Annotated in this window: 14 protein-coding genes; 10 read left to right on the top strand and 4 right to left on the bottom strand. The window is 71.4% G+C overall.

The window, feature by feature from the left end:
- The first annotated feature begins 1 nt into the window (after position 1).
- The 9 genes from O0S08_RS38810 to O0S08_RS38770 all read left to right on the top strand — a co-directional run bounded on the left by O0S08_RS38810 (position 2) and on the right by O0S08_RS38770 (position 13497).
- Positions 2-1411, top strand: a complete 1410-nt coding sequence (locus O0S08_RS38810; protein WP_269034520.1) for a vWA domain-containing protein — start codon at positions 2-4, stop codon at positions 1409-1411.
- An 86-nt stretch (positions 1412-1497) separates the two neighbouring features.
- Positions 1498-2649: an ATP-binding protein gene (locus tag O0S08_RS38805; protein WP_371879577.1), complete on the top strand. Its 1152-nt coding sequence runs from the start codon at positions 1498-1500 to the stop codon at positions 2647-2649.
- Positions 2650-2659: 10 nt separating this feature from the next.
- On the top strand, positions 2660-5707 hold the full coding sequence (locus O0S08_RS38800) for a DUF5682 family protein (protein ID WP_269034518.1): 3048 nt from the start codon (positions 2660-2662) through the stop codon (positions 5705-5707).
- A gap of 18 nt (positions 5708-5725) precedes the next feature.
- On the top strand, positions 5726-6301 hold the full coding sequence (locus O0S08_RS38795) for a hypothetical protein (RefSeq protein WP_269034517.1): 576 nt from the start codon (positions 5726-5728) through the stop codon (positions 6299-6301).
- A 376-nt stretch (positions 6302-6677) separates the two neighbouring features.
- A complete protein-coding gene (locus O0S08_RS38790; RefSeq protein ID WP_269034516.1) occupies positions 6678-7931 on the top strand; it encodes a carbohydrate-binding family 9-like protein in 1254 nt (417 codons plus the stop codon).
- 7 nt (positions 7932-7938) lie between these two features.
- The gene (locus O0S08_RS38785; protein ID WP_269034515.1) at positions 7939-9651 is read left to right on the top strand and encodes a CAP domain-containing protein; all 1713 of its coding nucleotides are present in this window, start codon (positions 7939-7941) and stop codon (positions 9649-9651) included.
- On the top strand, positions 9652-10110 hold the full coding sequence (locus tag O0S08_RS38780) for a putative ABC transporter permease (RefSeq protein WP_269034514.1): 459 nt from the start codon (positions 9652-9654) through the stop codon (positions 10108-10110). It abuts the gene before it with no gap.
- A 248-nt stretch (positions 10111-10358) separates the two neighbouring features.
- Entirely contained in the window at positions 10359-11162 is an 804-nt protein-coding gene (locus O0S08_RS38775; RefSeq protein ID WP_269034513.1) for a hypothetical protein, read from the top strand.
- A gap of 772 nt (positions 11163-11934) precedes the next feature.
- Positions 11935-13497, top strand: coding sequence for a hypothetical protein (locus tag O0S08_RS38770; RefSeq protein WP_269034512.1), 1563 nt, complete (start codon positions 11935-11937; stop codon positions 13495-13497).
- 71 nt (positions 13498-13568) lie between these two features.
- Here O0S08_RS38770 and O0S08_RS38765 read toward each other — a convergent pair whose 3' ends face one another.
- The 4 genes from O0S08_RS38765 to O0S08_RS38750 are packed head-to-tail and all read right to left on the bottom strand — an operon-like array spanning position 13569 to position 18079.
- A complete protein-coding gene (locus tag O0S08_RS38765; protein ID WP_269034511.1) occupies positions 13569-14726 on the bottom strand; it encodes a hypothetical protein in 1158 nt (385 codons plus the stop codon).
- Complete coding sequence (locus tag O0S08_RS38760; RefSeq protein WP_269034510.1) at positions 14726-15862, bottom strand: NHL domain-containing protein; 1137 nt, start codon at positions 15860-15862, stop codon at positions 14726-14728. Before O0S08_RS38760 ends, O0S08_RS38765 begins: the two co-directional genes overlap by 1 nt.
- A gap of 23 nt (positions 15863-15885) precedes the next feature.
- On the bottom strand, positions 15886-17058 hold the full coding sequence (locus O0S08_RS38755; RefSeq protein WP_269034509.1) for an NHL repeat-containing protein: 1173 nt from the start codon (positions 17056-17058) through the stop codon (positions 15886-15888).
- A 43-nt stretch (positions 17059-17101) separates the two neighbouring features.
- Entirely contained in the window at positions 17102-18079 is a 978-nt protein-coding gene (locus tag O0S08_RS38750; protein WP_269034508.1) for a beta propeller repeat protein, read from the bottom strand.
- A gap of 87 nt (positions 18080-18166) precedes the next feature.
- On the opposite strand from O0S08_RS38750, the gene O0S08_RS38745 reads away from it, so the two are divergent.
- Positions 18167-19480, top strand: a complete 1314-nt coding sequence (locus O0S08_RS38745) for a sensor histidine kinase (RefSeq protein WP_269034507.1) — start codon at positions 18167-18169, stop codon at positions 19478-19480.
- Positions 19481-19518: the final 38 nt, after the last annotated feature.

The raw sequence follows: 19518 nt of genomic DNA, 5'->3' as shown, positions 1-19518 counted from the left end.
CATGAGCGCCGCCGATCCCGAGCTGATGCAGCGGGCCCGTCAGGGGCTCTACTGGCGGTTGATGTCGGCCCTGTTCGAGCAGGGCGACGCGGCGCCGAACCTCGAGTCGCTGGCGCGCGAGCTGGCGAACACGACCGACCTGCCGGTCGAGCTGCTCGACCCCAAGGTGACGGTCGACGTGCTCGTGCACCGCTTCCCCAGGCTCAAGCCCGAGTTCTCGCGACCGCTCCCGGGCTTCGAACCGCCGACGCCGGATGGGGAAGCGCCGCAGCCGACCGAGAGCCCGACCGATCTGAAGAGCACGGTGCAGCGGGCGCTGGTCGTGTCAAAACTGCTGCTCAACGCGTTCGGGCCCAACACGCAGGGCTCGGTGACGGCGCAGCAGTACGGCGCGTGGGCCCGCGACGTCGAGTGGCTCGAGGGCGCGCTGGGGCTGCCGCCGGGGTCGCTGCGCCAGAGCGGCAGCGCGCAGAACTCGGGGGCGCCGTCGGGGGGCGGCGGCGAGGCGACGCGGCCGCCGATCGGCGACGAGGAGCTCAAGGCCGGCCTCGCGGTGCTCGAGGCCGACATGATCCACCGCATGGACCTGCGCGAGGTCCTCAAGGACCCGGTGCTGAGCGAGCGGCTGACGCCGTCGATGGCGCTGCTCGAGCAGATCCTGTGGGACAAGGGCAACCTCAGCGGGCCGGCGCTGCAGAACGCGAAGCGGCTGATCGCCCGCTACGTCGACGAGCTGTCGAAGGTGCTGAAGCTGCAGATGCGCCAGGTGACGTCGCGGGTGCACGACCACCGGGTGCCGCCGCGGCGGATCTTCCGCAACCTCGACATGAAGCGGACGGTCTGGAAGAACCTGACCAACTGGGACCCGAACGAGCGCCGGCTGTACGTCGACCGGCTGTTCTACCGCCGCACCGGCAAGAAGAGCCTGCCGAGCAAGCTCATCATCATCGTCGACCAGTCGGGCTCGATGACGTCGGCGATGGTGCAGACGACGATTCTGGCGTCGATCTTCGCCTCGCTGCCGAAGGTGATCGTCCACCTGTTCGCGTTCGACACCCGCGTCATCGACCTGACGCCGTACGTGCACGACCCGGTCGAGACGCTGCTGCGCACCAAGCTCGGCGGCGGCAACGACATGCGGCTGGCGCTCGACCTGGCGGCGCCGTGCATCGACTCGCCGCAGAACACCGCGGTGGTCGTGATCTCCGATTTTTATGATTGGAGCGACTTCTTCTCGGTGCTGCGCCAGTGGAAGGAGTCGGGCTGCCACCTGATCCCGGTCGGGTCGCTGCACACGACCGGGTACTTCGCGGTCAACCCCGAGTACGCGGCGAAGTTCAAGGAGATCGGCGCGCCGATCCTCAGCGGCAGCCCCAAGAAGCTGATCGAGCAGATCAAAAAGGTGATGTAGTCGCGATGGCCAAGAAGATCTCTACCCCCGCCACGACTGATTCGGTGCCCGCGCCGGCGCCGGCGACCAGCGAGACCAAGCTGCGCATGCCGGCCGAGGAGAAGTACGCGGCCGAGCTGGCGTACCTGGCCAGCGTCGACAAGGACCCGCGGCCGTTCGCGTGGCGGCTGTCGCCGCGGATGATCCGCACGTTCGTCCTCGGGGCTGGCCCCGGGGACAGCTTCGACCGGCCGATCGCGCAGAAGTTCTTCGGCGACGCGTCGCTGGTCGAGCGGGCGATCGTGACGCTGGCGTCGGACCGCGGCCTCCTGCTCATCGGCGACCCGGGCACCGGCAAGAGCTGGCTGGCCGAGCTGCTGGCGGCGGCGACCTCGGGCAACTCGACGCACGTGGTCCAGGGCACCGCGGGCACCACCGAGGACCACATCAAGTACTCGTGGAACGTGGCGATGGTGATCGCCAGCGGACAGTCGCGCGAGTCGATGATCCCGTCGCCGATCATGACCGCGATGCAGCGCGGCGAGATGGGCCGCTTCGAGGAGCTGACCCGCTGCGGCTCCGACGTGCAGGACGCGCTGATCTCGATCCTGTCGGAGAAGTACATCACCATCCCCGAGCTGCGCGGCGACGAGAGCGTGGTCTACGCCAAGCCGGGCTTCAACATGATCGCCACCGCCAACAGCCGCGACCGCGGGGTCAACGAGCTGTCGACGGCGCTGAAGCGGCGCTTCAACTTCGTGACGATCCCGATCGTCACCAACAAGAAGTCGGAGAAGGAGATCGTGCTGTTCCGGACGCGCGAGCTGATGGCTCGCCACACGATCACGGTCGACGTGCCGCCGACGATGCTCGACATCCTGCTGCAGACGTTCGCCGACCTGCGCGAGGCGACCGCCAACACGACCTCGGAGGATCAGCGCCTCGAGTCGTCGCTGTCGACGGCCGAGCAGATCGGGGTGCTCGAGGACGCGCTGCTGCACAGCAACTTCTTCGGCGACAAGGCGCTGCAGCCGGGCACTCTGGCCCGCTCCCTGGTCGGCACGCTGGTCCGCCGCGTGCCCGAGGACGTGTCGATCCTCAACAAGTTCTGGCACGCGACCGCGGCCGAGACCGAGGGCGTGAAGAAGCGCAAGAAGGGCGAGGAGGCGGCCACGTCCGCGGCGCCCAAGGGCGAGAAGTCGCCCGAGCTGGAGGCGTTCGTCGCCGGCGGCAAGCAGGCGCTGTCGTCGTTCAAGTAGGCGGTACCGCGTGAACTCGATCCTCGACCCTGCTCTCCTCGACCCGGCGCTGCAGGCCCTGCGCACGCAGCTCGAAGCGGCGGCGGCGGCGTTCGCCGGCGACTCGGCCCACCTCGGGGCGCTGCTGCGCGCGATGATCGAGGACGTCCAGCGCGCCACCGCCGAGCCGGTCGAGGTGTTCCCGGTCAAGCACCACTCGCCGGCGTCGGCGCTGCACATGCTGCGGCGGCTGCGAGCGCGCGCGCCGAAGGTGATCTACATGGAGGGCTGCGAGGACCTGAACGCCTCGCTCGCCGGCCTGCACCACTGCCGCTTCCCGGTCGCGCTGCAGGCGTTCGCCCCCGAGGCGCCGGCGTTCCCGGCCGACTGGACGCCGCTCAACGTGGTGCTGCCGTTGACGGAGTTCTCGGCCGAGTACCAGGCGATCGCGTACTGCCTGCAGAACCCGGGCACCACTCTGGTGTTCGTCGATCGCTCGGTCGACCACGTGTTCCAGTGGATGCCGAAGGGCGGCCCGCCGCCGGGCGAGGACGCCGGCGAGGCGGACGACGGCGGCGACGAGTCCGAAGCGGAAGAGACGGCCGGCGAGGGCGAGGGCGAGGGCGCGTCGACCGGCAACACCGGCAACCTGCACGGCGGCGCGGTGGGCCTGCAGATCGGCGACATGCAGCCGACCTTCGGCGACTTCCTCGACGTGCTGCTGCGCAACGCCAAGGTGCGCCACTACAGCGAGTGGTGGACGCAGTACGTCGAGGGGCCGACGCTGTCCTGCGACTACGGGACGTATCGCCAGGTGTTCTTCCTGGTCGGCTCGTTGCTGCGGCGGATCGGGATCACCGAGAAGGACCGCGTCGCCGACTGCGAGCGCGAGCGCTACATGTGGACGCGGATCCGCGAGCACATGAAGGCGCACAAGATCGACCCGCGCGAGGCGATGTACGTGTGCGGGGCGATCCACGCGGTCTCGCCGATCCCCGAGTTCGGCTCCAAGGGCGCCGCCTGGACGGTGCCGGCGAAGACGCCGACGCAGTGGTTCTACGGCGTGGTGCCCTCGAGCTACGCGGCCATCGAGCGCCAGTTCAGCTTGCCGGCCGGCGAGGTCTCGATCGCGCAGTCGATGTGGGACAAGGGGCTGCAGGCGCTCGAGCTCAAGCCGTTCAAGATCGAGGCCGAGAAGAAGGCCGAGGGCGAGGGCAAGCCGACGGTGCGCAAGAAGGGCGCGGCGGCTCCGAGTGCGGCGAGCGTTTCGAGCGCCGCGGTCGAGGTTCCGGCGGCGGTCAGTGGTTCGGGGCTGCGCGAGTTCTTGACCCGGCCGCCGACCTTCGTCGCCGCCGACGACGAGCAGCTGATGCGCTGGTGCGTCGACGTCGTCCGCCTGGCGCGCAAGCACGGCTACAACGCGTCGACGGCCGACACGATCGCGATCCTGCACACCTCGACGCTGCTGGCGCGGCTGCGCGACCGGCCGCACCCGTCGCCGTACGACTTCCAGGACGCTGCCGTGACGTGCCTCGAGAAAGATCGCGTGCCCGGTCGTCGCGACGTGCGGCGGCTGTGCCAGATCTTGCTCGGCGGCGACCGCCTCGGCCGGGTCGGCTACGAGTCGCTGCCGCCGCTGGCGCAGGACGTGTACGACCGCCTGGCGGTGCTCGGCGTCAACCTCAAGTCGAGCCGCATCGAGCGGGCGCTGCTCGACATCCAGGGTCGACCGGAGTTGCTGCCGGCTTCCGATCTGCTGTGGCGGCTGCGCTACCTCGGGGCGGGCGTGCGGCCGATCATGGGCGAGCGCACGCTCGGTCACAAGCCGAAGCAGGAGTCGTGGGACATCGAGATCGGCAAGCACCAGGGCTCGCTGATCCAGCTCGGCTACGAGGGCCTGACGATCGAGCAGGTGCTCGAGAAGCGGCTCAAGGCCAAGGCGTTCGAGGCGACGTCGCGGGCCGCGAAGGCGCTCGAGGCGGCCGAGGACAGCGTGCTGTATCTGCGCAGCGGGCGACTGACGCGCGAGCTCGGGCTGCGCGCGACGGAGCTGCTGCGGGCGGAGCTCGGAGGCAACGACGCGCCGGAGATCTTCCAGCGCGTGCGCGGCCTGGTGCACTACTACCGCACCCTGGGGATGCCGGATTGGATCAAGGACTTCGTGTCCACCGGCTATCGCCACTACGCGACGCTGCTGCCGACGGCGTTCACCGACCGCGGCACCGCGCCGCGCCAGCTGGCGGCGATGCTGGCGTTCATCTTCACGCAGGAGGCGCTGGCGTTCTCGATGGGCTGCGAGCGCAGTCAGCTGCTGATCGCGGTGGCGCAGGCCGAGCCGGAGGACCCACCGAAGATCGCGCTGCGCTGGGCGGCGCAGTGGATCCTCGGCCAGCGCAGCGAGGACGAGATCCGCGCCGACTTCCAGCACCTGCTGCACAGCCCGATGCTGCTGCCGGTCTTCCCCGAGTACATGGCGGGCTTCCTGCTCGCGCTCGAGTTCACCCCGCGGATCTCCCGGCTCGCGGTCGAGTTCCTCAGCCGCGCCTTCGCGGCCCTGCCCGACGAGGTGCTGGTGCCGTGGCTGCCCAAGCTGGTGGTGACGCTGCGCCCGCTCGGCCCCGGGGTGATGCAGACCCTGGTCAAGGAGGCAGGCCTGGCGTTCCCGCGCGAGCTGAGCAAGCTGCCGGCGTGGGAATTTTCCTGGGACCGCAGCGTGCCGGTGGCGCCTCCGCCTGCCCCGAAGGCCAGGTCCGAGGCGAAGCCGGCCGCGAAGGCGACGAGCGCCGCGCCGGCCGTCGAGCGCTCGCCCGCGGAGCTGGCGGTGGCGACCCTGCTGCGCGCCGAGCCGGCCACGCTCGACGCGCTCGCGGGGCTGCTCGGGGTGCCGCCGACGTGGGCACCGCTGGCGCCGGCAGCCGAGGCGAGCGCGGCGACGACCTCGGCCGAGCCGGACGAGACGAGCGACACGAGCGAGGCCGCGGAGCCGGCGAGCGTGGCGGAGACGCCCCTCGCGCGGCTCCTGGCGGCCCATCCCGACGCCTTGCAGGCCCTCGCGGCCCGCTTGCAGGCGCTCGCCTGAGCGTGTCACGCTGACGCAGTGCGAGGACGGATCGCGTGGCTGGTGGTCGGCGGGCTCGCGGCCTGTGCGGGCTCGAAGGACATGTCGCAAGGGCCAGGTTCGGCGGAGCGCCCGGCTTCGACGAGCGCGGCGAGCGTGAGCCCGTCGACGCCGACGGCCGAGGTCGCGGCGGGGGCGAGCGAGGGCCCGGCGGCGGCCGATGCAGTCGACCCGGCCGCGAGCGCGCAGCCGGAAGCGCCAGCGCCAGCGCCGGCGAAGGTCGCCCCGGCGCGCCTGCTCGGGCGCGAGCAGAAGGACATCGAGGCGCAGCTGGGCGCGCTGCGGTTCGCCGACGGCTGGGCCACGCCCGCCGACGACGCGCTGCAGCTGCAGTTCCGCGGCGGGCGCTGCGTCGGTCTTCGCGGACATGTCCCGGAGGACATGGACTGCGCGGCGGTCGCGACCTGGCTCGGCTTCGCGGAGGCGACGTACCCGCTGCGCCGCTCCGACGGTTGCGAGTGGCCGGGGATCAGCCTCAAGCACCGGCTCGCCGAGGGCGTGGCCGGGAGCTACGTGCCTGCGACCCGCGAGTTCACGCTCACGGTGCGGCGATGACGAGGTCGAGGGGCGTGTGCAGCGGTTCGGGCCGCGCCAGGGCGGCAGCCCGGGGCCGCCGCCGTGCGAGGACCGGAGCTGAGCGCGACATGTCCTGAAGGACATGGGTGACGCCCCGGCCGTGCTGCGAGCCGCGGCGCTCGGCGAGGATCGCCGTCGAGCTGGGCTGTCCTTACGGACATATGATGTGCGTTGCGACGGACGCGCCGATCGCCGCGAGCGCGCGCGTCGAGCCCCGATTCGCGGGCTGCGCCGCCGGTTTTTGCCGGGTCTGCAGCGGTTCATGCGATGATTGTGCGAAAGCGCTCCGCGCTCTCCGGCGTGTTCACGGCGGTCGCCTTGCCAAGGCGGACCCGGTGTGGTCTCGTGAGCGCCCATGCGCCTGACGGGCCTCGCGGCGAGCTGTCTCTTCGGACATCTCGTCGCGGCGTCGGGCTGCGGCGGCGACCCGCGCGGGCCGGCGGAGCGGGCCGAGCCGCCGGCCGAGCCGGTGCTGCGCGCGGTCGACTTCGCCGACCCGCAGGGCGGGCAGCGCTTCGATGGCGAGGTGAAGTTCGCGGGCGGGGCGACGATCGGGCCGCGGCAGATCGCGCCGGCCGAGGCGCATGCGGGCGAGGCGATCCAGGTGCGCTTCACGGCCACGGGCATCGGCGCGGGCGCGCGGCTGCGGGTCGGTTTGCGGGCGCCGCAGATCGCGGGGCTGCAAGAAGCGCGCGGCCAGACGAGCGTGCCGAGGGGCCAGGTCGACGACCCGCGCGACCGCTTCGTCGAGCTCGCGGGGCCGGTCGAGGAGGTGGCGGTCGAGCTGCCGCTGGCGTCGCCGTGGCACGCGAGCCACGCGGTGATCGTGGCCGAGCTGGTCGGCGACGTCGCGGTCGCGGGGCCGCGGCGGGCCGACGGCGCGGCGATCCTCGCGGCAGTGCGAGTGGCCGGCGGACCGCTGCAGATCACCGCGGCGCGGGCGAGCGCGATCGCGGTCGACGGCGTGCTCGACGAGCCGACGTGGACCGCCCAGGCCGGCGTGCCGCTGACGCTCTCGCTCGACGGCGAGCCCGACCCCTCGGCCAGGGCGCCGGCGCAGGCGGGCTCGCTCGGCTCGCTGGCGCCGGAGCTCGGCACGCGGGTCGCGTTCGCCTGGGACGACGAATTCCTGTACGCCGCCGCCGACGTGCCCGACGACGACCTGTGGACCGAGTACGCGCAGCAGGACGACCCGCTGTACAAGCAGGAGGCGTTCGAGCTGTTCGTCGCGGCCACGGGCGAGGGCCGGCGCTATCTCGAGTACCAGGTGTCGGCGCGCGGGGTGACCTTCGACGCCCGCTTCCCGCGCTACCGCGCCGGCGACGAGGCGTGGGATTCGCGCTGGGAGACGGCGGTGCGGGCGGACGGCACGGTGAACGCCGCGCGCGACCGCGACCGCGGCTTCGTCGTCGAGGTGGCGATCCCCTGGGACGAGCTGTGCGCCGAGACCGAGCTGGCCTGCCCGCCGCGCGCGGGAATGCAGCTGCGGGTCAACGCGTTCCGGCTCGAGCGGGTCGGGCGCAAGCGGGCCGTCGGCCTGTCGCTCAGCCCGACCCGCGCGCCCGACTTCCACGCCTGGGACAACGCGGCGGTGCTGCGGCTCGAGTGAGGGGACGATGCTGAACTTGAAGACATGTGCGTTGGGACTTGTCCTTGCGAGCATGTTCGTACAGACAGGTTGCGCCGGCTCGTCCGGCGGCGGGAGCGGCGGGAGCGGCGGGGCCGGCGGCGTGCTGGCCGACGGCGCCACCTCGGCCCCGCGGGTGCGCGGGATCTCCGTCGCGGTCGAGGACGTGCGGCTGTCGACCGCCGCGACCCCGCGCTACGGCACGCCGGTCGAGCAGAAGCTGAGCGCGGCCGAGTCGGCGCTGATGGAGGCGGTCGGCGGCGCGGGGCTGCGGCACGACCCCGGGCTGTCGCGGGCCGCCCGCGAGCTGGCCCGCACCGCGCCCGACCGCACCAACGTGCCGGGGGCGCTGATCACCGGCATCACCTCGTGGGTCGGCCTGTACGACCCGCCGCCGCGGCTGGCGATCTCGGAGCTGCCGCCCGACGGGGCGCCGTGCGGCGATCAGGTCAGCGCGAGCTGCCGCGAGGCGATCGCGATGCTGGCGAAGGCGGCGCGCGAGTCGGTGCGCCAGCTGACGCGCGGCGGGGTGTACTTCGGGGCCGGGGTGTCGACGCTGCCCGACGGGACGACGCGGCTGGTGGTGGCGCTGACGGAGCGCGGGGCGGCGATCGAGCCGATGGCCAAGACGCTGCCGGCGAACGGGCGCGCGGAGATCCGCGGGCGCCTGCTGGGCAAGCGGCACAGCCCGTCGTTCGAGGTGTTCGACCCGCAGGGCCGGTGGACGCCGATCCCGGCCAAGATCTCGCGCGGCGAGTTCGTCGGCCAGTTCTCGTGCGAGCGCGGGGGCGGGGCCTACCAGGTCGAGGTCCTGGCCGAAGGGACATACGGGCCCGAGGTCGTGGCCAACTTCCCGCTGTACTGCGGCGAGGACCCGCCGGGGGCGCTGCGCGTCGAGGTCGAGCAGATGGATGCCAGCGTCGACGCCGGCGAGGTCGCGCGCGCCAACTTCGCGGCGCTCAACGACACGCGCGCGCGCCAGGGGCTGCCGCTCCTGCAGTGGGACAACCAGGCGGCGGCGATCGCCCAGGCCCACAGCGAGGACATGCTGCGCAGCGGGTTCGTCGGCCACACCTCGCCGAGCACCGGCGACGTCGACGACCGCTTCGGCCGCGCCGGGGTGAAGTCGGCGGTGGTGCGCGAGAACGTGGCCCGCGGCTACGGGCCGTGGGCCATCCATCAGGGCCTCATGCAGAGCCCCGGCCACCGCGTCAACATCCTCGCCACCGACGTGACGCACGTCGGCATCGGCGTGGTCATCGCCCCGCCCGAGACCGAGGCCAAGGACGCGCCGCGACCGATCCTGCTGACGCAGAACTACTACTCGAAGGTCGGCGCCGACGCGCCGACGTCCGACATGCCCAAGGCGCTGCGCGACCGCGTCGACGCCCTGCGCGACCAGAAGGGCCTGGCCGCGATCGCCTGGCACCGCGGCCTGTCGGAGGCGGCGCAGGCGTTCGCCGACGGCATCGCCGCCGGCAACGAGAGCCGCGTGACCAAGCAGTACGACGCGATGCTCGAGCAGCACCGCTTCGCCCGCGTCGAGACCCACCGCGTGCTGGCGCCGAGCTTCGCCTCGCTCGACGGCTTCCAGCTGTGGTCCGAGCCGGTCGCGGGGGCGGTCGGGGTCGGGATCGCCAAGGTCGCCAAGGGCAAGGACGTCGGGTCGCTGATCGTCATCGTCGCCGTGGGGGCGCGCTAGGTGCTGCTGCGATTCCTCGTCTACGGGGTGATCGGCTGGGCGGCCGAGATCGTATGGACCGCCGCGTACGAGCTGGTCAGCGGCACCCGCAAGGATCCGCTCGACCCGCGCGTGCGCGTCAAGATGACGCCGCCCGAGCGGTGGAAGCTGGCCGGTCACACCTACCTGTGGATGTTCCCGCTGTACGGAATGGGCGGCCTGGCCTTCGAGCCATGTCACGAGTGGATCCGCCACCTCCCGTGGCCGGTCCGCGGCGCGCTGTGGACCGCGGCCATCTTCGCGGTCGAGTACGCGTTCGGCCGCCTGCTCCGCGCCGCGTCCGGCCGCTGCCCGTGGGACTACAGCTACGCGCGCTGGCACGTCCACGGGCTGGTGCGGCTCGACTACGCGCCGGTGTGGTTCGCGTTCGGCCTGCTCCTCGAGCGGCTCCACGACGCCCTGGCCGGCCTCGGCGCCTGATCGTGACGCGGGCGACGCGGCGGCGCAGGCGCCGGTTGACCGCGTCGCCGCCCCGCGGCAGACTGATCGTCGTGAGCCTCGCCCTCGTGACCCGTATCGATGCCGCCCTCGTGGGTGGTTATCGCTATTACGGCGCGCGGGCGTAGCACCTCGTCGCGCCAACGAGGGGCCGCCCGCGGAGGGCAGGCCCCTTTCGTCGTGTGCGAACGGCCTGCCGCGGGAGTCCCCCAAACCCCCAGCAGGCCAATATGTTCAACGTCGACCTCGATCCCGACCACCCCGGCTTCCACGACCGCTCGTACCGCGCCCGGCGCGACCAGATCGCGCGGATCGCCGACAGCTACGCGGGCGATGGCGCCATCCCCGACGCGCCGTATACCGCCGCCGAGCACGCGGTGTGGCGGACCGTGACGACCGCCCTGGCGCCGCTGCACCGCCGCTTCGCCGCCCGCGAGGTGCAGGCGATGCTGGGGCGCTTCCCGCTGGCGACCGGCCACATCCCCCAGCTCGCCGGCGTGTCGGCGCGCCTGCGCGCGGCCTCGGGCATGCGCCTGCGACCCGTCGCGGGGCTGATCGGCGCCCGCGAATTCCTGGCCGCCCTGGCCGCCGATACCTTCTTGTCGACGCAGTACATCCGCCACGCCAGCCGCCCGTGGTACACGCCCGAGCCCGACGTGATCCACGAGCTGGTCGGCCACGCGGCGAGCCTCGCCGACCCGCGCGTGGCCGCCCTGAGTCGCAGCTTCGGCCGCGCGGCCCTGCGCGCGAGCGAGGCGGAGCTGTCGGCGATCGAGCGCGTGTACTGGTTCACGCTCGAGTTCGGCCTGGTCCGCGACGCCGGCGAGGTGCGAGCGTTCGGCGCCGGCCTGCTGTCGTCGGTCGAGGAGATCGAGCGCGGGGTGCTGCACACCGAGCACCGCGCGTTCGACCTCGACGCGATCGCTGCGACCGAGTACTCGCCCGCCGACCTGCAGCCGCAGCTGTTCGTGGCACCTGGCGTCGAGGACATGTTTAATAGGACATCCGAATGGCTCGGCCGCTTCGGGGGGTGAGCGGCGGGTAGCTCCGGGCGAGGATGCGAATCGGCGCACAGCGCCGCGACGCCTCGCCCGGATCACGCGAAGGACTGCCGGTCGTTCGCGAGGTATGGAGCGGGTGCGGTCGAGAGTCGTGCGCGAGCAGGTGATGACCGGCCTGCATTCGAGAGCGCCAGCGGACGCGGCAGGACCTGGTACCCGTCGGCATGGTCGATGATTCGCGCGGCGGGGGACCCGCCTGCCTGCGGGCCGCGAGAGCGGTCCGGAACGCGGGTACGAGACCGATCGGCGCCGCCGTCGCCGGGGCCGGGCGGACGCCGTCGTCTGCTCGATCTCGCTGTCAGTCTCGCGCTGTCACGGATCGTGATCCCGCAGCGCGAGCGGGGGCTCGGCCGAGCCGGCGGGTGTGATGACCGACGGCTCCTGACGGAGAGGACATGGCCCGCGAGACATGCTGCCGGCTCGTCCGAGACGCAGCGGCCGCGAATGAGCAAGGGCGCACAGAGACAGCGACGAGCGGTCGTGGAAGATGAGAATGCCCGCGGATCGTTCGCGAAGCCGCCCGGGACGGCGTTGTGCGACACCCTCGCAGGATGCAGTCAACCCGTGTTCTCCATCATCGCGCTCACGGCCTCCGGTACAACCTGAGCCATGCTTGTGCCCGTACGCTGCTCGGCTGCGAGGTCTGCTGGCACGAGGTCGTGATTCACGCGGACGACGAAGTCGGAGCGGCCTGCATGGACGAATGAAAGGATCGAGCGACATGACAATGACGATTCGATGTGGTTTGCCCCGGTGGGTCACCGGCATGTCGATGGCCATCATCGGTGCGGGGGCGTTGCTCCTGGGGGCGAGGCCGGTGTACGCCGATGCTTGCATGCAAGAGGTGTGGAATGCACACGGGAACAAGCAGAAGCTGACCTGTTCCGCCAATGACGTGACCCTCTCGTCGGTGTCGAAGATCTGCGTGCATGTGGCCCCCGGTGGTCCTCAGGACCCGGACGGCGATGGCTGTCAGAATCCGAACGCGCAGGGACAGCTGACCTGCGTCTCCGGGCAGGACTTCACCTTCACTGCCGACTACGCCATGCCGCTGACCGCCCAGGAGCGGGTGGACCTCGGCCTCTACGTCTCCGTCGACGGCGACCCCAACGGCGACCTGGCGCTGACGGGCGTATGCGAGGCCAACGTGCTCACCGCCGCCAATTCGTCGACGTTCATCCTGAGCCCGAAAGACGGGCAAGCCAATTCGGGAGATATCTGCGGTGACATCACCAGCGAGGCGACCCCGCAGGTGTTCTCCCAGACGATCACCGCCAGGTGTAACGACCCCGAGGGCGACGGGGTCAATCTACCGTTCTGTACGACCTGGCGACAGCCCGGAGCGGACACTCTCTGCGACACGACCGTGTTTACCACGGCCGCCCAGTGGGACGCCTATCCCGGGTCGCCGTCGAAGTGCAACTGCGGCGTCCTGGATATCGACGTGTTCACCGAGCCGCCGGGGATCACGGTGAAGAAGACCGCGTCTCCACTGACGGTCCCGGAGCAGGGCGGGCAGGTGACCTACACGGTCGAAGTGCACAACGACGCGCAGGTCACCGCGATCACGCTGACGTCCTTGCTCGACAGCGTCTACGGCGACATCACCACTGCAGGCCACGACGATATCGTCTCCACGACCTGCGCCAAGGTGAAGATCCAGGCGGGCAATGTCCCCGACGCCGATCCCACGACCGTCAACAATCCGTACGTGTGCAGCTTCACCGTGGCGATGCCCCCTGGTGATTCCGGCGATTCGGTCATCGACCTCGTCGAGGTCTGCGGCGTCGATGTGAACGGCGATCCCGCGTGCGGCGATGATGACGCGGAGGTCACGTACGAGGACACTCCGGCCAATCCGAACCTGCTCAAGGACGCGGTGGCGGTGACGAACGTGGTCACCCAGATGGACGTGCGCTTCAACGTGATCGTCAACAATCCGACCACCGTGGGCGACGTCCTGACGCTGAACACCCTCGTGGACAACAAGTTCGGCAGCATCACCGCGGCGCACGCCGCCGGCGGCGGCTTCGAGCAAGTGGTCAGCACGACCTGCGGCGTGCCGATCGCCAGCGGGGGCGCCGGAACGCTGCCGGCGACGATCGCTCCCAATGGCTCGTACAGCTGCTCGTTCGTCGGTCGAATCGTCGCGTCGCCCGTGTTCGATCCGCTGACCGGCGCGTTCGTCCTCACGCATATCGACCGGGTCAGCGGTACGGCGACGGACGACGACGGCAAGAGCTACGCCGATCCGCCGCTCGGCAACGACGCCACCGTCAGCATCAGCGTGGACGTCAGCTTCCCCTGACGTGACGGTCGGTCTGACCCTGGATGTTCGTGCTCGTCCGGCGCCGGCTCGGCAACGCCACATTCAGCGCTCTATGCCCAGCGACAGCGGCGACGACCGCACGCGAGGAGGACGAGCGCCATCAGCGAACCCGGGCCGGGGCTGGGCGTGGAGCTGCAGGCGCAGCCGTCGGCCGGGTCCTCGGGGGTCTCGCCCGACGTCTCGGGTTCGCTCGGCTGGCCGCAATCCGGCAGCTTGTCGGCGGCCGGGTTGTCGCGGCAGAAGTCGAAGTCGTTCGGCTCGTCGCCGCCGCTGCCGGTCACGCCGGTCTGCTTGCGCATCAGCACGGTGCCCGGGGTGGGCATGTGGGCGATGGTCGTGCGGCCCTCCGGGTCCTCGACGACCAGGCGCACGTGCAGGCGGACGTCGGCGTGGGCGTCGTCGAGCACGAACTCGATGTCGAAGTCGGTGGACTCGACCGGCGCGACCGGGAGCAGGGTCTGCCAGTCGAGCTCGAGCCGGGGCTCGTCGGGCATCTCGGCGAACTCGAGCCGCCAGGTCGAGCCGGGCATCGCGTCGACGCACGCGGCCAGCCGCACCGGGTCGCCGTACCACACGTCGACCGTGTGGGTGAAGATCGCCGCGGCCGGCGGGGCGGCGGCGAGGTCACCGTCGTGCACGCGGAACACCCCGCGGCGCGGCGTCCAGTCGTTGAGGGTGGGCTCGTAGGTGTAACCGGCGACGAAGTAGGCGCCGGGCGCGAGGGCGGAGGTGTCCCAGTCGACGCCCGGTCGCGCGGCCTCGCAGGTGATCGGCCGGCGCTCGGCGGCGGTGGTGATCGGAAACCAGCAATCGGCGAAGTAGTCGGTGTCCTCGACGATCTGGTTCGGCTTCAGCTCGGCCGGGTCGAAGTAGCCGGAGTCGATGTTGGCCTGGACGTCGGCCAGGCTCAGCCAGTGGGGGATCGACTCCGGCGGGGCGTCGCGGCAGAAGGCGACGAACTGGTGGGTGCGGCTGTCGGCCGGCTCGTCGGGCGTGAGGCAGATGTCGACCGAGGGGATCGTGTACTCGAGGTGCACGACCGGGTCGACGCTGCGGTCGACCCGGGTCAGGCAGACCTCGTCCTTGTGCTGGACGGGCGTGCGCGGCAGGCCGACGTTGCCGGCCCGGGTCGTCGGCGTCCACGCGAGGGCGCCCAGCAGCGCCGTGGTCGGCGCTGCCCGGGTGAGGATGTCCCGAAGGACAGGCATCACTCGAGGCCGACGACGCGGATCCGGTGATTGTGGGTGTCGGCGATGTAGAGGAGGCCGTCCTCGAACTCGACGCCGTACGGGCGGTCGAGCAAGGCCGCCGCCGCCCGGCCGCCGTCGCCGCCGTAGCCAGGGCTGCCGCACTGGCCGGCGACCGTGGTGATGACGCCCTTGGTGTCGACCTTGCGCACGCAGGAGTTGTCGGTGTCGGCGATGTAGAGGTTGCCGTCGGGGTCGAGGTCGATGTCGCTGGGGCGCGACAGCGAGGCCGCGAGCGCCGGGCCGCCGTCGCCGCCGAAGGTCGGATCGCCGTTGCCGGCGTAGGTGCTGATCACGCCCTCGGGGTCGATCTTGCGGATCCGGTTGTTGCCGGAGTCGGCGAGGTAGATGTTGCCCGCGCCGTCGATCGCCAGGCGCCCGGCCGGCGGCGCCGATTGCCCGCCCGGCAGCTTGATCTGGGCCCCCGCGGCCGGACCCTCGTCGCCGCTGAAGCCGGCCATGCCGTTGCCGACGAAGGTGTCGATGACCTTGTCGACCCCGACCTTGCGGATCCGCTGGTTCGCCTGGTCGGTGATGTACATGTTGCCCGCGGCGTCGAAGGCGGTGGCCACCGGCAAGTCGAGGATCGCGTCCTTGGCCGGGCCGCCGTCGCCGCCGTAGCTGCGCATGCCGTTGCCGCAGATCGTCGTCAGCGTGCCGGCCTTAGTGTCGTACTCGATGATCTTCGAGTTGTGCCAGGCGGAGATGATGAGCTTGCCGTCGGGCGAGTTGCTCAGATGGGTCGGGTGATTGAGGTTGGTCTTCAGCGCGTCGCCGTCGGGCGCGTCGCCCAGCTCGCCGGTGCCGACCACCTGCACCACGGTGTCGTCGGCCTCGACCGCGATGATGCGGTGGTTGTTCCAGTCGAGCACGTAGGGCCGGCCGTCGGCCGCGAAGGTGAGGTCCTGCGGGAGGTAGAGCTGGGTGTCCTCGCGGTCGAGGCCGTCGTCGCCGAGGCCGGCCTCGCCGGTGCCGAGGAAGGTGCAGATCTTGCCCGGGCCGGGCAGGCAGCGCTCGTCGCCGCGGTCGCAGGCGGAGCTCGCCGCGAAGCCGAGGGCCGCGAGCGAGAGCAGGGTGGCGGTGGTCTTGATGGACATGGCTTTAAGTTCCTGTGCTTAAGTTACTTGCCGAGGACCACGGTGCGGACGCGGTGGTTGTGGCTGTCGCTGATGTAGAGGGTGCCTTCGGCGTCGAAGGCGACGCCGGTCGGGCGGTTGAGGCTGGCGTCGACGGCGGGGCCGCGGTCGCCGCTGAACTCGGCGCGGCCGTTGCCGGCCACGGTGGTGATGACGCCCGACTCGACGTCGAGGGCGCGGACGCGGTGGTTGAGCTCGTCGGCGATGTAGAGGCGGCCGTCGGGGCCGAACTCGATGTCGCGGGGGTTGTTGAGCTTCGCCGCGGGGCCGGGGCCGTCGTCGCCGCCGTAGCCGGCCTCGCCGGTGCCGGCCACCGTCTCGATGGTGTCGGCGGCGAAGTCGATGCGGCGGATCGCGTGGTTCAGGGTGTCGGCGATGTAGAGCCGACCCTCGGCGTCGCGCGCCAGGGTGCCGGCCGGCGGCGGGTTGCTGCCGGGCGGGAAGTGGAACTTGGCCGCCATCGGCGCGCCGCCGTCGCCGTCGTAGCCCATCTCGCCGGAGCCGGCGACGGTGCTGAGCAGCGAACCATCGGCCGAGAGCAGGCGGATCCGCTGGTTGCGCTGATCGAGCAGGTAGAGGTTGCCGTCCTCGTCGAGCACGCCCCCCGAGGGCTGGTTGAGCCGCGCGTCGGGGTCGTCGATCGGGCCGCCGTCGCCCGCGTAGCCGGCCCCGCGCCCGCACATCACGTAGGCCTTGCCGGTCTTCGGGTCGTAGCGGCGGATCTTGTGGTTGTGCCACGAGATCAGCAGCAGGGTGCCGCTGGCCTCCTCGAGCATCTGCGTCGGATGGTTGAGGTTGATGTTGGTGCCGGCCGTGCCCGGCTGCATCAGGTCGGACAGGTCGAACGGGCCGTCGCCGACGAAGTCGGTGCCCAGCACCGTCTTCAGCGTGCCCTCCTCGGTCAACAGGCGCACCTGATGGTTGTTCCAGTCGAGGATGTAGAACTGGCCGCCCCGGGTGATCGTGACGTCGATCGGCCAGTAGAACCGGGCCTCCGACAGCGGCTCGTCGTCGCCGTTGAAGCCGGCCTCGCCGTTGCCGGCCCAGGTGCAGATCGTGCCGGCGGTGGTCGGGCAGGGCGGGGGACCGTCGCTGTCACATGCGGACGCGAGGGCGACGACTGCGAGGAGCGAGAGGAGGGGTTGGCTGCGTGTCATCTCGAGGTACCGATGCTTTGGGCTAAGAGAGGGGTGTAAGCATTCACTGGGGGAGCGGAGCGCCGTAATGGGTGAGCAGTCCGTCGCTCAGGTTGCCGGTGTAGATGCGGCCGCCCACGGCCCAGATCCCGCCGTCGGGGTCGACGTAGACGGCATGGTACTCCAGCGGCGTGGTCGGGGCAGCCTCGATCGCGGTCCAGGCCCCGTCATCCCTGCGCTGCCAGACCGCGCCCTCGAGCCCGACCGCGACCGTGTCGAAATCGCCCGCGTAGATCCCCGCGAACTGCGGGACTTCTCCCTTGGGCGTGACGTCGCGGACCTCGTCGCCGAGCTCGACGATGTAGCCCGAGACGGCCCCACCGACGGCGTAGACCTCGCCGCCGTCGCCGTGGACGGTGAACAGCGGTCGGTCGGAGGGGAGCTCGATGCGGCTCCAGGTGCCGCCCTTGTAGCGGAGGACGACCCCGCCGTAGCCGACGAACCACAGATCGTCGGGACCCGATCCCCAGACCTTGAAACAGGCGAAGCCGGCCATCAGCTCGGGGGTGAGGTCCGCGGGCGCAGCCCAGGCGACGCCGTCATAGTGCCAGATCACGCCGGCGGTGTTCTGTTCGTTGCTGCCGCACGACCACACGTCGGTGTCGGCCAGCGGGAACACACCGTAGAGGCGCTCGGGCGAGGGCGCTGTCCATGTCTTGAAGGACATGTCCTTGCGGACATATCGGAGGATCCGCCCGCCGTCGCCCGACATCCATACGCCGTCGTCCAGACCGCTGACCCACCACAGGTGCCCGGGGCTGCCGGCGTCGAGCTCGGTCCAGGCGATGCCGTCCCAGTGCTTGATGGCCGGGCCGTCGCCGGCGTCGGCGCCGACGACCCAGACATCGTCGATGGCGCTGCCCCACACGCTCATCAGAGCGCCGGGCAGGCCCTTCTCGACGATCTCCCAGGTGTTCTCGGGGCCGGAAGGGTGCGGGCAGGCGGCGAGACAAACAAGACAGGCTAGGGCGGCGCGACGCATGGCGCGACGGTAGCACACCGGCGCGACCGGCGGTCGCAAGCCCGCGCGCGACCGACCTCGGCGCGACTTTTGTGGCATGGTCGCGCGATGCAACGGCTCACGAGCTCGGTCCAGATCACCCTGCGGCTGTTCGTGGTGGCCCGCTGGGTGATGCTGGGGCTCATCGCGCTCGGCTGGACGCTGCAGGCGGTCCGGCCGACGCTGTTCCGCCAGATCGTGTCGTGGTTCCCGCCGCCGCCGGAGCCGATCGGGACCAGCATCGTCGTGGTGCTGATGGCGGTCGCCAACTTGTGGGTGTCGCGGCGAGTGCTGGCCCGCGGGCGGGCGACGATGTCTCTCGCGGGCACGCACCTGCTGCTCGACACCGCGGCGCTGACGGCCCTGCTGGCGCTGTCGGGCGGAGTTTCGAACGCGTTCACGAGCATGTACTTCGTGCCGATGACGCTGGCGATCCAGCTGTCGCCGGGCTGGGCGTGGGCGATCGGCGGGGCGTGCTTGCTCGGGTTCGCCAGCCTGTTCGTGCTCGGGCCGGCGCCGGTCGGCCCGCCCGGCCACGAAGAGCACTTCCTCGGCCACATCCGCGGCATGTGGGTGGCGTTCGGCATCTCGGCCGCGTTCGTGATCTACTTCGTGCACCGCATCGCCCTGTCGCTGGCGCGTCAGCGCGCCGAGCTCGAGCGGCTGCGCATGACTGCCCAACAGGACCGCCAGCTGGCGGCGCTCGGGACCCTGGCCGCGGGCGCGGCCCACGAGCTGGGCTCGCCGCTGGCGACCATCGGCGTGCTGGTGACCGACCTGCCGGTGATGGAGCCGCGCGAGCAGAGCGAGGCGATGCAGACGATCCGCCACGAGCTGGCGCGCTGCAAACACATCCTGCAGCAGATGTCGTCGCCCGAGCTGCGCGTCGGCAGCCTGGCGGCTTCGGCCGAGGCGTGGCCGCTGGCCGAGCTCGGGGAGGCGCTGCGCTCGCTCGGCGGCGAGGTGACGATCGAGATGTCGGCGGCCGGGGCGGCGGCGACGACGACGCAGCCGCAAGAAGTGGTGCTGCAGATCGTGCGTGCCGTCGGCACCAACGCGGTCGACGCCTGCCGCGCCAAACCGGGCAGTACGGGGGTGCGGGTGGCGATCGACGTGGCGGCGGACCAGGCGCTGCTGCGGGTGCGCGACGACGGGGTGGGCATGCCGCCGGAGGCGGTCGCGGCCGCGTTCGACCCGTTCTTCTCGACCAAGCCGGAGGGCAAGGGGATGGGTCTGGGGCTGTTTCTGGCGCGGGCCCACCTGCGCAAGCTCGGGGGGACGATCGAGCTCGAGTCGGAGCACGGCCGCGGGACCACGACGACCGTCCGCTTCCCGCTGCGCGAGGCCCTGCGCGAGGGTGCGACCGACGGTCGCGGCGGCTGAGGCCGCGCGCTCGCAGACTTGCCGCGACGTCACCGGCG

The organism is Nannocystis punicea (genome assembly GCF_026965555.1).
Taxonomy (GTDB): domain Bacteria; phylum Myxococcota_A; class Polyangia; order Nannocystales; family Nannocystaceae; genus Nannocystis; species Nannocystis punicea.
This window is presented reverse-complemented; position numbering and strand designations above follow the sequence as displayed.

Coding starts and splice junctions, on each gene's coding strand:
- O0S08_RS38810 (WP_269034520.1), top strand. CDS start 2: ATGAGCGCCGCCGATCCCGAGCTGATGCAGCGGGCCCGTCAGGGGCTC.
- O0S08_RS38805 (WP_371879577.1), top strand. CDS start 1,498: ATGCCGGCCGAGGAGAAGTACGCGGCCGAGCTGGCGTACCTGGCCAGC.
- O0S08_RS38790 (WP_269034516.1), top strand. CDS start 6,678: ATGCGCCTGACGGGCCTCGCGGCGAGCTGTCTCTTCGGACATCTCGTC.
- O0S08_RS38785 (WP_269034515.1), top strand. CDS start 7,939: ATGCTGAACTTGAAGACATGTGCGTTGGGACTTGTCCTTGCGAGCATG.
- O0S08_RS38775 (WP_269034513.1), top strand. CDS start 10,359: ATGTTCAACGTCGACCTCGATCCCGACCACCCCGGCTTCCACGACCGC.
- O0S08_RS38765 (WP_269034511.1), bottom strand. CDS start 14,726: ATGCCTGTCCTTCGGGACATCCTCACCCGGGCAGCGCCGACCACGGCG.
- O0S08_RS38760 (WP_269034510.1), bottom strand. CDS start 15,862: ATGTCCATCAAGACCACCGCCACCCTGCTCTCGCTCGCGGCCCTCGGC.
- O0S08_RS38755 (WP_269034509.1), bottom strand. CDS start 17,058: ATGACACGCAGCCAACCCCTCCTCTCGCTCCTCGCAGTCGTCGCCCTC.
- O0S08_RS38750 (WP_269034508.1), bottom strand. CDS start 18,079: ATGCGTCGCGCCGCCCTAGCCTGTCTTGTTTGTCTCGCCGCCTGCCCG.
- O0S08_RS38745 (WP_269034507.1), top strand. CDS start 18,167: ATGCAACGGCTCACGAGCTCGGTCCAGATCACCCTGCGGCTGTTCGTG.